The 14642-nt window shown below is 42.1% G+C and carries 7 protein-coding genes; 5 read left to right on the forward strand and 2 right to left on the reverse strand.

Going from position 1 to position 14642, the window contains the following annotated elements; genetic code table 11:
* Positions 1-106: 106 nt before the first annotated feature.
* The 5 genes from HMPREF9304_RS02475 to HMPREF9304_RS02495 all read left to right on the forward strand — a co-directional run bounded on the left by HMPREF9304_RS02475 (position 107) and on the right by HMPREF9304_RS02495 (position 8376).
* Positions 107-2344, forward strand: a complete 2238-nt coding sequence (locus HMPREF9304_RS02475; RefSeq protein WP_036926205.1) for a TonB-dependent receptor — start codon at positions 107-109, stop codon at positions 2342-2344.
* A 15-nt stretch (positions 2345-2359) separates the two neighbouring features.
* Positions 2360-6541, forward strand: coding sequence for a cobaltochelatase subunit CobN (locus tag HMPREF9304_RS02480; protein WP_036926228.1), 4182 nt, complete (start codon positions 2360-2362; stop codon positions 6539-6541).
* Between the two features lie 205 nt (positions 6542-6746).
* A complete protein-coding gene (locus tag HMPREF9304_RS02485) occupies positions 6747-7379 on the forward strand; it encodes a hypothetical protein (RefSeq protein WP_231564449.1) in 633 nt (210 codons plus the stop codon).
* A gap of 59 nt (positions 7380-7438) precedes the next feature.
* On the forward strand, positions 7439-8041 hold the full coding sequence (locus HMPREF9304_RS02490; protein ID WP_036926207.1) for a MotA/TolQ/ExbB proton channel family protein: 603 nt from the start codon (positions 7439-7441) through the stop codon (positions 8039-8041).
* Positions 8038-8376: a DUF2149 domain-containing protein gene (locus tag HMPREF9304_RS02495; protein ID WP_036926208.1), complete on the forward strand. Its 339-nt coding sequence runs from the start codon at positions 8038-8040 to the stop codon at positions 8374-8376. The genes HMPREF9304_RS02490 and HMPREF9304_RS02495 overlap by 4 nt, the downstream gene beginning before the upstream one ends.
* 158 nt (positions 8377-8534) lie before the next feature.
* Here HMPREF9304_RS02495 and HMPREF9304_RS02500 read toward each other — a convergent pair whose 3' ends face one another.
* Together HMPREF9304_RS02500 and HMPREF9304_RS02505 are read right to left on the reverse strand one after the other, a co-directional pair.
* Positions 8535-11393, reverse strand: a complete 2859-nt coding sequence (locus tag HMPREF9304_RS02500) for a PD-(D/E)XK nuclease family protein (RefSeq protein ID WP_036926209.1) — start codon at positions 11391-11393, stop codon at positions 8535-8537.
* Positions 11390-14620 carry a UvrD-helicase domain-containing protein gene (locus HMPREF9304_RS02505; protein WP_036926210.1) on the reverse strand — a complete coding sequence of 1077 codons (3231 nt, stop codon included), beginning with the start codon at positions 14618-14620 and terminating at the stop codon, positions 11390-11392. Before HMPREF9304_RS02505 ends, HMPREF9304_RS02500 begins: the two co-directional genes overlap by 4 nt.
* Positions 14621-14642: the final 22 nt, after the last annotated feature.

The following is a 14642-nucleotide window of genomic DNA, read 5'->3' on the forward strand; positions in this document are numbered from 1 at the left end:
CTATACTTCTTTCACCGCAATATCGCTCAATATATAATAAATAAGGTGAGAAACAAACAAACCATCAAAGGTAGGTAACGCTCATCTATTTTTTTTCATTGTTTTCATGAACAAAATATTCTTGCTCTACTTATTCGCAATACTCCAATTTGTCACGACCTCTGCCAAAGCTGACGCTGCATCCTCTCGCTATACCATTCGTGGAACGGTAACCGATGAATGCAACAGACCGCTGCCAGGAGCACTCATTGCGGTTTCTGGCACTACCATTAAGCAAGGAACCAATAGCAAAGGCATGTTTGAAATCACGGTCAACGAAAATCGTAATTATGACATTACTGCTTCGTATGTAGGCTTTCAGCCCAAACATATCATCGCACGCCCCGGTCAAAACGCCAGCATTACGCTGTTCCCCTCGCGCACCAACCTGAACGAAGTGGTTGTAACCGGAACCCGTAGTGACCGCCCATTAAAAGACATGCCTGTGCTGACACGAGTTATCTCACGGCGCGAAATAGAAACGATAAACGCCATAGACCTTACCACACTGCTGCAAACGGCGTTGCCGGGATTGCAATTCTCGTACAATGACATGTCACAAGCAACCGAAATCACTTACCAGGGCCTGGGCGGAAAGGCGGTACTCTTTTTGCTCGACGGTGAGAGAATCAGTGGTGAGGGTGGCGCCAACAACATAGATTACAGCAGGTTTAACGTAAACGACATTGAACGGATAGAGATAGTGCGCGGAGCTGCCGCTACCTTATACGACAGCAGAGCCATCGGGGGTGTTATCAACATCATTACACGCAAAGGTTTCCGTCCCGTTACTGCTTGCGTTTCCACCCGATATGCAGGGAGAAACGGCGAGATGTACTCGGTTTCGGCAGGTGTCAACCGTAAGAACTTTTCAGCACTCACCTCGTTCGGGTATCGCAAGCGCGAGTCGTATACCATCGCCGACAGTACGGGTAAGGTGCGTGAGACACGTTTGTCTAACGGGGTGGTTAAGCGTGATACGCTGCCTGCTTACCAGTCTACCATTCACGGATACAGCATATTGGATGTCTCTCAAAAATTGTCATATGTGTTCAACGACCAGCTACGCGCAGATTTTCGTGGCTCGTACTATAACAACAGGCGTCCGAGCAATGAATACAAAAAACTGCATCAGGTTTACACGGATTTGACATTGAGCGGAAAACTGTCATACATACCATCCAGCAATCAGAACATAGAGCTGACCGTGATACGTGACGACTATCAGAAGACCAACGTGTTTGACAAGGTAGACCTGAAAGAGCATGTGTACCGCAACATCAACACGACGGGAAGACTGTATTATTCGGGTACGTTAGGCAAACACACCATAAGCGCAGGTGTTGACTATGTTCGCGAAGACTTGAAACATTATTTCCTGCCAGACACCGCACAAATGCACACAAGTCAATTTTCTTGCTGTTTGCAGGAAGACTGGAAACCGTGGCGGCAACTGAACATCGTGGCGGGCGTGCGTGCCGACAAGGTTACAAGATATAAGCTGCACTTTACACCCAAACTATCTGTCATGTATCGGCCTTGGGCGTTTGTTACTGCCCGTGCGGGCTATTCGCAAGGGTATCGTGCTCCAAACCTAAAAGAGTTGTATCAAGAATGGAGCATGGGTGGACTTATACAAATGTATGGCAATCCTAACTTGAAACCTGAAGTGGGAAGCCAATTGTCCGCATCTGTCGAATATGATAAGAATGGGTTGAACCTTTCCCTGTCGTCTTATTATAATAATTATCTCAACAAGATAACTTATGCGTATGTTCATCCAGAAAAAAACATGGACATGAGGTGGGAAAACGCCGACAGCGTTAGGACATTTGGGGTGGAGGCGACGGCCAATTACAAGTTTGTCTGGGGGCTGCAACTTGCGGGAGCATACACCTATATTACCGATTATAATAAGAAAAACGGATATAACCTGTCATGGCTGCGTCCACATAGCGCCAAGTTAAGTGCCGTATATTCAAAGAAATGGGGAAAGACGACAGAAACATTGTCACTCTACGCCAACTGGGTGTCGGCTCTCTCTACCTACACTTACAAAAGTAATAAAGATGAGCAGACAGGTAAAGGCGTTGAGAGCTTCACGCGAGAAGATTTTGAAGCACGCACTATCTGTTCGCTCAACTTGCGCTCGCAATTACCCCATGGCATTACAATCGGTGTCATGATTGACAATTTGCTGAACTATAAGGACAAAGCTGTTGATTCAGGATTACAATATCCACAAAATGGTCGTACTTATGTCGCTACGATTTCTATTAATATTGCAGATATGCTAAAGTTATAATCATATTAGAACATGATGAGAAAAAAAATTATCATTGCCGCTATTACAATAATAGTCATTATTTTGGCAACATGGGGATGGAGTCATTGGTTCTCACGTACCCGTATCGCATTTGTAAATTATCAAGCCATTGAACTTGCTCAAATTAGTCGCGCCAACGACAATGGAATGATTAAGATAGAAAATTTAAGTGTAGAAAATCTTGACGAGCTCAACAAGTACGACATGGTGTTTGTGCAAGCCATGGGGTTGAAACTTACTGGTGAACAGCGCAAGCTCATTACGACGGCTGCCCAAAAGGGGGTTCCCATGCTAAGTACGATGATTACAACTCCCGAAAACGATTTTACAACCATTGCCCAGGTTAGTGCTGACACCTTGCGGCAGTATCTGGGAAATGGTGGACGACAAAATTATCGTAATCTCGCCTTGTATGTACGCAAATACATTGACGCTAAAATTTTTAAGGCTCCAATGCCGCAACCCGTGGTTGAACATATACTTGGGTTGTTGCATCATCGTCCGAAAACAGAGGATAAGGCTGCCGATGATTTGCAGTTTAACTCTGTAAAAGAATACAATGCTTATTTAAAAAGACAAGGGTTGTGGCACGAAGGCGCACCGGCAATAGTGGTCATGGGTCCGATGGGCGAACCTACCTCGTTGATTGCACGATTGGAACAAACAGGAAATAATGTTTATCCTGTTAACGACATTCGAAAATTTATAGAAGAGGGACATGCTGACAGCATTCCTCTGCGTGCCGTTATCAATATGGCACATGGACGAGTTGGTGATAATCTGGTGGCTTTCTTGCAGCAAAAGAATATTCCCTTGTTCGCTCCGCTCAACGTAAACCAACCTGAGAAGGATTGGCGCAATGACAAACAGGGAATGATGGGGGGATTTTTATCGCAGAGTGTAACCATGCCAGAAATCGATGGAGCTATCCGTCCGTTTGCTCTTTTTGCTCATTATAAGGGAAAAGACGGTCTTGATTATGTAGATGCGATACCCGACAGATTGAACACTTTTGTGAAAACGGTAAACAATTATATTCGCTTGAAAAATATACCAAACAGCAAAAAACGTGTTGCCATTTATTATTACAAGGGGCCTGGACAAAATGCATTAACAGCAAGTGGTATGGATGTTTGCTCTTCATTGTTCAATTTGCTCACCACCATGAAGCAGCAGGGGTATAACGTGCAAGGCCTTCCGTCATCAGCAGAGGAACTTGAAAAACTCATTCAACAGCAAGGCGCGGTTTTGGGTACATATGCCAAAGGTGCCATCACTCATTTCATTCACACAGGGCATCCTGCGCTGGTAAATAAAGAGGAATATGATAAATGGGTAAAGGCTTCTATCGTTGGTGAGAAATATAAGGAAGTAGTAGAGAAGAATGGAGAATTCCCTGGTAATTACTTAGCGACAGACAAAGGCGAATTGGCTATACCGCGCATACAGTTGGGTAATATTGTTCTCATGCCTCAACTCGCTGTTAGCACACAGGGTAACTCCTTTAAGATCGTACATGGAACAGATGCGGCTCCATCTCATGCTTTCATCGCGTCTTATTTGTGGATGCAACATGCCTTTAAGGCCAACGTGTTGGTGCATTTTGGCACACATGGCAGCATGGAGTTTACGCCAAAAAAGCAAATTGCCTTGAGCAATGAGGATTGGCCCGATAGATTAGTGGGGGCAATTCCTCACATATATATATACACAGTAGGCAATGTTGGCGAGGGAGTCATCGCCAAACGCCGTTCGTATGCTTGCTTGCAAACCTATCTTACACAGCCTTATATGAAGAATGACGTGCGCACTATGTACAAGGCATTATTGGATAAAATGGATGTGTATCATACTAAAGTTGCTAAAAAACTTCCTGGTATAACGGAAACAGCCTTGCAAGTGAAGGCGATGGTTGTGAAAATGGGCATTCATCGCGACTTACAATTAGACGCGAACCTTAAGCGGCCGTACAATGAAGAGCAGATGCAACAGGTAGACAACTTTATTGAAGAATTGGCAACCGAAAAGATCGGTGGCCATTTATACACGATGGGAGTACCTTATGATACCCAAGGTTTGCACTCTACGGTTATGGCTATGTGTGCCGATCCTATTGCATATGCGCAATTCGCAGTAGACAAGCAAAAGGGGAGAGCGTCTGATGTCATGATGAAACAACGTTCTTTGTTCGTACAACGTTATCTTTACCCTGCTCAGAAGTTGGTAGATAAACTTCTTGCAAACCCTTCTCTTGGCAATCCAAAAATGGTGTGCCAAGTATTAAGTATTGCTCCCGCCGAATTGCAAAAAGCACATCATCTTTGCGAGGCACTTAACGCACCAACCAGTATGATGGCTATGATGCAAGGTATGAGTAAAAAGTCACCGATGGCTAAAGGCATGAAAAAGAACATGAATTCTATGAAAGGAAATATGCCAAAGGGAATGGGAATGGGTGGCATGAGAATGCAAAAGCCTTCGTTCTCATCTCATGAAAAGGATTTAGCATTTGCTGTCATAGAAGCCGAACGAACAATTATGAACGTGGCGAAATACCGCAAATTGCTGATACAAAGCCCCGCAATGGAATTGAAAAGCATTCTTAATGCAATAAATGGTGGCTACACATCACCTTCACCAGGGGGCGATCCTGTGACGAATCCCAACACATTGCCAACAGGGCGTAACATGTATAGCATTAATGCCGAAACAACTCCCAGCGAAGCTGCATGGGAACAAGGTAAACAACTGGCAGAAAACACCATTGCCCTGTATCGACAACATCACCATGACAGCATTCCAAGAAAAGTGAGCTTTACGCTTTGGAGTAGTGAATTTATTGAAACACAAGGCGCATCTATTGCACAGATTTTATACCTTTTGGGGGTAGAACCCGTTCGTGACTTCTTTGGACGCATATCAGACATCAAGCTTATTCCGTCAAAAGTGTTAGGACGTCCACGCATAGATGTAGTTGTACAGACCTCTGGACAGTTGCGAGACTTAGCCGCATCACGTTTGTTCTTAATCAACAGAGCTGTCGAAATGGCCGCCGCTGCTCATGATGATAAGTATGAGAACATGGTAAGCGAGGGAGTAAAGGAGACCGAGCGAGTGCTGACAGAGAAAGGTGTTTCACCAAAAGAAGCACGAAGCATGGCTGCGCGACGGGTGTTTGGCGGAGTAAATGGCAGTTATGGCACCAACATACAGTCGATGGTAATGAGTAGCGACCAATGGGAAAACCGTTCAGAGATAGCGGATACCTATCTAAACAATATGGGAGCTTTCTATGGTGATGACAAAGAGTGGGAGGATTTTAAAGAATATGCCTTCGAAGCTGCTCTTACTCGTACAGATGTCATCGTTCAACCGCGACAAAGTAACTTATGGGGAGCATTAAGCTTAGACCATGTTTATGAGTTTATGGGCGGGCTCAACATAGCCGTCACCAAGGCAACAGGCAAAGAACCGGATGCTTACATTAGTGATATGCGCAATCATTACAATATGCGTATGCAAGATTTGAAAGAAGCGGTGGGTATAGAAAGCCGAACTACTATCTTCAATCCTGCTTACATCAAAGAACATATCAAGAGTGGAAAAGAGGGAGCTGACGAGTTTGCAAAAACTATACAAAATACTTTTGGTTGGAATGTGATGCGTACCAACGTGATTGACCAACAATTTTGGAATAAAATTTATCAAGTTTACATAAAAGACGAATATAGGTTAGGAATACAGAAGTATTTTGAACAAAAAAATCCTGCAGCTCTTGAAGAGATAACGGCCGTGATGCTGGAAGGCGCGCGCAAAGGAATGTGGAAACCTACGCACGAACAAATAAAAACCTTGGCTTCTCGGCACATGGACTTAGTGAACCGCTTTAAACCCTCATGCTCGGGATTTGTGTGTAATAATAATAAACTTCGTCAGTTTATCGCGAAGGAGGGAACGGACAATGCCGTTCAACGGCAACAATATCTCCGAAACATTGATCAGATAAGAGAGAAGGCTACTGAAGGCAAACAGGGAATGACCATGAAGAAGGAGACTTTGTCTGACAACCAAAATACTACCTCTGACACCGTAAACGGTACGGTTATTATCATTGTCGTACTTATTGCCATAATTGCTGTTGCATTCATAGTGCGACGCAATCGTAAAATGCGATAAAGATGAAGGAAGGCTGTTTCTGAAAAACCATCTTATGGGTAAATGTGATTATATGAGAATACATCTTGACTTAAAAAACAAGTTAAAAAATCCATCATAGATAATTTTCTGTATCAGCAAAGAGCAAAAAAAATTAAACAATGAAATTGATATAATGGTTACTGTCATAGCTATTCTTATGTTATTGGTTTGCTTCAATTTTCTATTGAAGCAAACCTTTGGAACGTGGAAAGGAATTGCGGTATACACCATGCTCATAGCAGTGTTTACGATAAGTACATGGCAAATCGCCATTAACCAATCGCGTACGCATATAGCCGAATGGTTCGCTTCTGAGCCGATCATGCAAAATATGGCTGTCATACTCTCAGTAGACATTATTGTCCAATTGCTTTTTTGTATGGTTGCAGCGCGGGAAAAGACAAGGATGCCACAGGCTGCTACGTTTCGTCAAAAAATATATTACGCTATATTACAATGGTGGCCAGGCTTTGCAATCTTTCCTGTTGTTTTTGCCATGCTGGTTGAGTGCATCTTTGGCTTGCCCGGTCTCTCGTTCTCGCTCATAGCATATGTATTGGCGGCGGTATTTGTCGTATCCATACCATTGCTCACTTTTCTGTTGCGAAGACTTTTAGGCGATAGAGACGTACGCTTAGAAATGCTTTTCCTCTCAAATTTAATCGTGGCAATGATTGCTGTCGTGGCAACGGTTCGGGTGTCGACGCCACAAAATAGCAATTCGCCTGTTAATTGGTTCGCTACGGCTGGAGTGGCTTTGTTGCTTGCACTGGGCGTTTTCTTAGGGGCTTTGATACGCTACATTAAAATAAAATAGGACATTGATAAATACATGATTGTAAAAACATCTTGATTGAAAACTAAATAAAAACAAATATGACTTATATTTCAGATTTTCTTTTTTGGATTACCACAGGACTTTTAATTCCTGTCATCGTAATTTTATTGTTGCTCTTTATTCGGGCATTACTCTTGTTAGGTACATTCTTCGGGCAGTATCTTGGCATGCGACATACGGTGCGTGTCATTGAAAAGCATTTCGACACTCTTACCGTCGCTGGATTGCCCAGTCTCAAAGAGCAGCTGCCTACGCAAAGAACGTCGCCTCTTTTAGTTTACGCGCATCGCATATTAGATGCGAAAGGAAGCGAGCAACACATTGAGAGGTTGCTTTCCCAATTTGAAATAGATTATAATAAAGAGATAGGCGCGCCTGCCTTGTTGGCTAAATTAGGACCGCAGTTGGGACTTATGGGAACGCTTATTCCCATGGGACCTGCTCTTGTGGGATTGTCAACTGGTGACATTGCCTCTATGGCATACAATATGCAAGTGGCTTTTGCCACAACCGTCGTAGGATTATTCTCGGCTGGCGTAGGCATGATAACCATGCAGGTTAAGCGGCGTTGGTTCATGCAGCAGCGCACGCAATTAGAGTTCTTGGCAGATTTAATCTTAGAAAACAAGGAGAGAGTATGAGAAGACGTCGCCGTTATGCATCATCTTCAAACGATGAAGATTTTAATCCCATGAGTGTGGTGGGCAATCTTTTTGACGTGTCTATGGTCTTTGCCGTGGCTCTCATGGTGGCATTGGTAACACGGTACAAGATGCCAGAGATGTTCAGCAGTCAGGATTTTACGATGGTAAAAAATCCAGGTAAAGAAAATATGGAGATTATTACGAAAAAAGGTAAAAAGATAGAGCGTTATACTCCTTCCAACGATCAAAGTAATGCCGACGGTACCAAGGGAAAAAAAATAGGAATAGCATATGAATTAGATAATGGACAGGTAATATATGTGCCTGAATGAGAATAACTCAATATATATGGATAGACTTCTTCAAAAGCATCCCACAAAAGTGGCTAACGTGCGATGCCTTTGACGAGAAGTTCCGACATCTTTCTCGTAACTTATTTGTAAGTTATGTAAGTTATTCTGTAAGTTTGTCAGTCTTTTGTCCTTACTGACTAATTTCGACCACAAATTCGCTTGTAGGGACAATAGGTACACCGTTTGTTGTCTTGGGTAGGTGTGAAGGGGTGAGATGAATCGTATATATCGGTCAATACTTGTTGTAAATGTTTGCTGAAATCCGAGCTGTAAGTACCGATGTCGCTCACTTTTTCTTTTGATAGGAGCAGTGTCGGGTCAAAGTCATCATCCGGATTTCGCTGAATGAAGAGTAGGGCAGGACTGACAGGCAAGCCTTCTGGATTGAGTTCTTGATGCTGCCTTACAATGTTGGCATACAGAAAAGTCTGTAGATAATAGTCTTTGTGTTTTTCTGTTAGGTTGTCGTCACTAAAGATATCTTCTACATCTGTAGGTACAGAAGTGGCTGGTCGCCCTGTTTTGTAGTCAACGACTCGTATACGATGTGTGTCGTCTGGGTCGGTAACTTCGTCCAACCTGTCGATAATGCCGCCCACAGTGATGGTCTTCAATCCTTGTGCAGTCTCAAAAGAAATCGTTGTATTAACCCTTTCTTCCAACGAAAGAATCCTAAAAGGAGCTAAGGCTTCGTCTATTTTCAACAGTCGTTTTAAGTAGTCGATAATCACTTTACGATTAATCAGTTGCAGCCCATTATATTCAATAGGGCGTACCTTGTCTTTTGATTTGTAAATTTCTTCATAAAAAGCTTGATCTACAAATCTTTCGAGTAGCTGACTTTTGGTTCTTAACTTGTTAAGCTGCGTGGGTTTTATCCACTCGCTCTCTTGTTGTAAAGACGTATAAATGAGTTCTGCACTCCTATGAAAGATGTTTCCGAACATGCGGTTATCAATGTCGTTATCGGGTTCTGGCTCGTAAAGTTTTGCAATCGTGTTGTAATAAAACTGCAATTGACATCTCATATATCTGTTAATCGCAGTTGGTGAAATTTGGTTCAAGTTGTACAACACCTCCATGACCATTTCCTTCTTCTCAATGGGGTGGGCTTCATGATGTTTGATTTCCTGTCCAGAGAGCATCGCAATTTTTTGGATAGGATGACCGCTTTCCACTAACATTTGCAGCATAAATCGGCTCATCTCGCTTTTATGACTTCCTTCTGTTGAATTGTTGTAAGTGAGTGTGATGTCAGAGGCTCGCTGTAATAAACGGTGAAAATAATAAGCGTAGATCGCTACTTTGTGCTTCACGGTGGTGAGTCCGTAGGCCTCACGAATAGAGTAGGGGATAAATGAGGCGTCATTGACACCTTTTGGCATATTCCCCTCGTTGCAAGAGAGAATGAGGATGTGGTCGAAATCCAAATTGCGAGTTTCGAGTACTCCCATGATTTGGATGCCTTCGGCAGGCTCTCCATGAAAAGGAATGGAAGTATTTTGAATGAGCTGGAGAATGAGTTTCTCATAAGTAGTGAGCTGTATGCGCAAATCTCCGCTATGGATGAGCTCATGTAGTCGATTCATGAGTGTGTACATCCGAAATACAGACTCTTGAAAAAAGGCATCTTCACTATCTCTGCCGTTCTTGCCAATGAGTTGAAGTATTTCTAATATCCACTCAGTAAGATAGAGGTTTGTAGAATCGTCTACCAACTCTTTGAACACCAAAGTTAATCCCGCATCTACGGACAATTCCTTCCGAGTGGGGAAATAATGCTTATTTTCTTCCAAGTTTGCCATCAATTCTGGTGCATTTTCTGAAAGATATTTGATGTAGGGGTGGCTAAGCATGCGTTTCACCTCTGTTAATCGATATTTGCCATTATGCGCATAGCTTGACAACTGCAATTTTAGCAGTTGGTGTATCAATGACGCTACAGGTGATTGGGCTAAAGGATAGCCAGTGGTAATATTAACCTTGCTTACTTCAGGAGGGATGCAATGGATGACTGTTTGCAGGATAGACTCATCGCACATCACGATAGCGGTTTTAATGCCAGCCTCCATTCTGCCATTATGTTGTAGCCATTCGCTGATATATCTTGCCTGTATTGTTTCAGTAGGCGCAGAGAGGTAAGTAATTTGCTTGGGCTGTTTGAATTGTTGGTAGATGTCGGCATTGTGGCAATCTAACTCGTTGGGGAAAACGTCAAGATATTGGCGGATGAAGTGGCTCGCCTCTTGTTTCTCATCGCTCATATAGTAATCGTCGAAATCCCAATAAAATTTGGCTTTACCCATGCTCTTTAAGTGACGAAAAAGCTCTTGCTCAACTTGTTGCAGCACATTGAAACCTACGAAAATATATTGGTCGAATTCAAATGAGAGGTTCTTGTCTGATACCACATTTCTATATAATGCTCCCTCGTAGGCAAGTCCTTGCAGCGATAGCTTTTCATTGAAATGGTGATAGATGTCGCTTAAATGACTCCACAGTTCGATGAATCGGCGTTTGAGTTCTGTGTGATGGTTTTCATCAAAATTGCTAAAAAACTTTTGCAATATTTGCTTTTGATGTTCGGACAGATACGAGATATCATCCAACTCGTGAATGTTTTGTAGATTTGCAAAGACCTTATCGGCATCTGCTAAATTCTTGTCAATGTCGTCATAATCTGCCAATAACAGTTCACCCCACGCATAGAACACATCCAGCGTGTCCTCTCTGCCAGTGCAGGTGATAAATGACTTGTGGAGATCACAAATCAACTTGATAGGATCTCCAACGGTAAGCGTAGAGTGCTGTCTGAACAAATCGCTGATTGTGAGGTAAGATGGACTCCACAAAGGGCGATCGGACAGCTGTGCAAGGTACTTGTTCAAAAACAATGAGGCACGTTTGTTGGGAAAGACAACGGCAATGTGTGATAAATTGGTACCAAATTTTTCTAATAAATCTTTGGCAACATATTCTAAAAAACTATATTTCATTTTATTTCTTCAATCAAGTTACTATAAACAAACCATAAATATCCTGTCACTTGGGTGTGTCCCATTTGCTGAAGTAGATGGATGTATTCTCTGATTTGGTCGTGATATTCGGGATGAGGCTTACCAAACTTAAAATCTACCACCACAACTTTATCTCCTTGCATCATTACTCTATCGGGTCTGTGGGTCATAACTTCACCTGTGATAGGATTGGTGTGGATGATGCTACACTCGTTATATAGCTCCCATTGAGGTGAAAACCACTCTGCCACTTTTGGATTGTTGAGACGTTTTTCCAATAACTGTTGCAGCTTTTCATGGGTAATGATGTTGTCGTAAAGCACCCCTTCAAACTCCAGTTCTCTTAAAATGGTGGGGATGTCGGATGTGGTTTTTATTTTGGAAAAAAGCATGTGTAGCACATTACCAAGTTGAATGTAGCTTTGCTGCGTGGTATCTTCGTTTGTTTCAGGGAGAGTGAATGTTCTGCTCTGATTGCTTTGTCTAAATTCTACACTGTTGCCATAACTCTTCATCTCTACAGATCGCGTTTCAATGGGCGAGAAGAAAACATTTTCAGAAAATTTAGTTTCTTCTTCAGAAGGTACCCATAACTCTCCGTAGCTAAAGCAAAGCACCTCGTCTCGCTTGTTCATATCTCCTTCCAGTCTACTGTCGGATAAAGACGTATGCAGTTTCTCCAGCGAGTCTTCAATGATTTTAGAACGTCTCGCTTGTACTTTTCGCTGCCCAAAAATAAACAAACTCTTACAAGCACGGGTAAAGGCAACATATAAAAGATTCATGTTGTCAACAACATTTTGCAGGTGTTCGTACTGATAGCTATCTTCAAAATAGGACTCTTGCATTTTCCCCTCATTGAAAGTAATAGGTATCACGGGCAGTTCATTGAATGGGGCAACATCGGTTTTGCACCATAGTGTTTTTTCTTTTTCTAATTTCCAATCACAGAAAGGAATAATGACATGATCAAACTCTAATCCTTTACTCTTGTGAATTGTCAACATCCTGATGCCGTCAATGCCATCAGATTGGATGGTCTTTTCGTGCAACGTCTCATTCCATTGATTGATAAAGCTGTCTATCTCGGCAATATTGTCTGAAATATACTGACTGAGCACATCATAAAATGCACATACATAGGCACTTTGGTTCTTGAGAGATGATAAATCAAACAGGGCGTATAGTCGCTCCACCAAGTCCATTGCAGGTAGAGACAGTAGCGCTTTTGCTTCTAAGACATATTGCTTGGGCAGGAAATCCCAAATATCTTTTCCTTGAATCAACAAATCATCATCGCCCAAATCGTGGTTGAGAACTTGGGTTTGATATGTTTTTGCCAAATTTGCCACTGTTAGTTGATCTTCTGGATGCGTCAAACAGTGGAGGGCATCCACCAATATATTCACCGCACTTGAAGAATCTAAGCGGAACGCCTCATCAGAAACCAGCTTGATATGAGGCATTGCTTGCATCAACACGTCGGCTATATCATGGATGTTCGCTTTGTTTCTCACTAAAATGGCAATGCTGTTTTCTTTGGCTCCGTTGTCTAACAACAACTGAATGGTTTGGATTATCTCATCAATTGTAGTTTCATTGTATTGCTCCTTAGGGAAGAGTTTGATACGTACACAGCCATGTTTATCTTTAGATTTATGAATCTTTTGAACGACATCTGCGTAAGCCTTTTGCATTTGCTCAGCTCCTTGCGTCTGTGAGGCAACCAACTCTTCGTATTCCTGTTGTGCTGCAATTTCAAAGAAGTGGTTGTTAAAGTTCACAATATGATGTTCTGACCGATAGTTGGTATCGAGAGGTTCTATTTTTAATTGATGTGAGGGGGCAAACTCTTGCTCAATATTGTTTAGCAGTCTCCAATCTCCAGAACGCCATCTGTAGATGCTTTGCTTCACATCTCCAACAATCAAGCTGTTAGTGTCTTGATGACTCATCGTCTCTTGAAGCAGTATCTTGAAGTTTTTCCATTGTACGGTGCTCGTGTCTTGGAACTCATCAATCATAATATGTGATAACTGCGTTCCAATTTTCTCAAAAATAAAAGGGCTGTCATTTTGGTCTATCAACTCATGTAGCAATGTTTGTGTGTCGCTCAACAAGAAGTTGTTGCCTTCGTCGTTCAGTTCTCTAACCTTATTTTCAATACTACTTAATAAACGTAGTTGGTTGAGATTCTTCAAAATAAGGTCTGCTGTACGATAAGGCTTAATCATTGCTCTTCGCTTTTTCTCTGCATTTTCCAGAAGTTGTGTCAGTTCTGTTGCTAATTGATATAATCGTGGATCTTTCAAATTTGTTTTAGTCAACCAACCGTCTGGGCTTTCTAAAGCCTTTTGAACATACGAATTGATGAGCATCTTGGAGTCAAAAGTACCTTTGCTCATTTTCAAGAAGTAGCTTGCAGGTCCTCCTGATTTTCTCGACAAGTCGTCAATGCAAGCGTTGTATTTCGTCAGAAGGGACGTAAACTCTTGCGGAATATCTTTTAATTCCTTGATAGTCTTCTCTTTAATGGCATATAACTGTTGGACATATTGAGGGAAGAATCCTTTTTGGTTGAGCTTGGTAGTTAGTTCGCTTTGATGGTCTTTATAGGTATCTTGAAAAATATTATTACCAAAATCCTTGATAAGCCCAATCACATTCCATGATTTGTCGTCTGCTATTTTCTGTTCAATAAAGTCTAATATCCACCCTAACAGTTGTTGTTTGGGATGAAGTTCTTCTATCAGTTGGTCTACCGCTTTTTCTTGTATCTCTTTGTCATTGAGTTCAATCCTTAAGTTTGCCGTTAAGTCTAACTCACGTGCAAGATTTCGTAGTACACTCTGAAAAAAGGAGTCTATCGTCTCTACCCGAAAATAGCTGTAATTATGGAGCAATAAGTCTAATGCCTTTTCAGCCCGTTCCCTTATCTGTTTGTCTGATAAATCTAAGGCTTTTTTCACTTCTTGTAAATAACTTTCTGAATCAGACAGTCCATGAGCAATACCGTAAAGTTGACTGAGAATGCGTATTTTCATTTCTTCTGTCGCTTTGTTGGTAAATGTCACCGCCAAGATGTTGCGATAAGCGTACGGATTATCAATGACTATTTTGATATATTCTGTGGCTAATTTAAAAGTTTTACCACTCCCCGCACTTGCCTTGGAGATAGTAAGAGAACTCGGTTGCTGTGTATTCATATTCTTTATTTCTGTGATGAAG

The sequence above is a fragment of the Hoylesella timonensis S9-PR14 genome, from assembly GCF_000762405.1.
Lineage (GTDB): Bacteria > Bacteroidota > Bacteroidia > Bacteroidales > Bacteroidaceae > Prevotella > Prevotella timonensis_A.

Bases quoted from the DNA above. Each gene is read 5' to 3' on its own strand.
- HMPREF9304_RS02475 (WP_036926205.1), top strand. From the start codon at position 107: ATGAACAAAATATTCTTGCTCTACTTATTCGCAATACTCCAATTTGTC.
- HMPREF9304_RS02480 (WP_036926228.1), top strand. From the start codon at position 2,360: ATGAGAAAAAAAATTATCATTGCCGCTATTACAATAATAGTCATTATT.
- HMPREF9304_RS02490 (WP_036926207.1), top strand. From the start codon at position 7,439: ATGACTTATATTTCAGATTTTCTTTTTTGGATTACCACAGGACTTTTA.
- HMPREF9304_RS02495 (WP_036926208.1), top strand. From the start codon at position 8,038: ATGAGAAGACGTCGCCGTTATGCATCATCTTCAAACGATGAAGATTTT.
- HMPREF9304_RS02500 (WP_036926209.1), bottom strand. From the start codon at position 11,393: ATGAAATATAGTTTTTTAGAATATGTTGCCAAAGATTTATTAGAAAAA.
- HMPREF9304_RS02505 (WP_036926210.1), bottom strand. From the start codon at position 14,620: ATGAATACACAGCAACCGAGTTCTCTTACTATCTCCAAGGCAAGTGCG.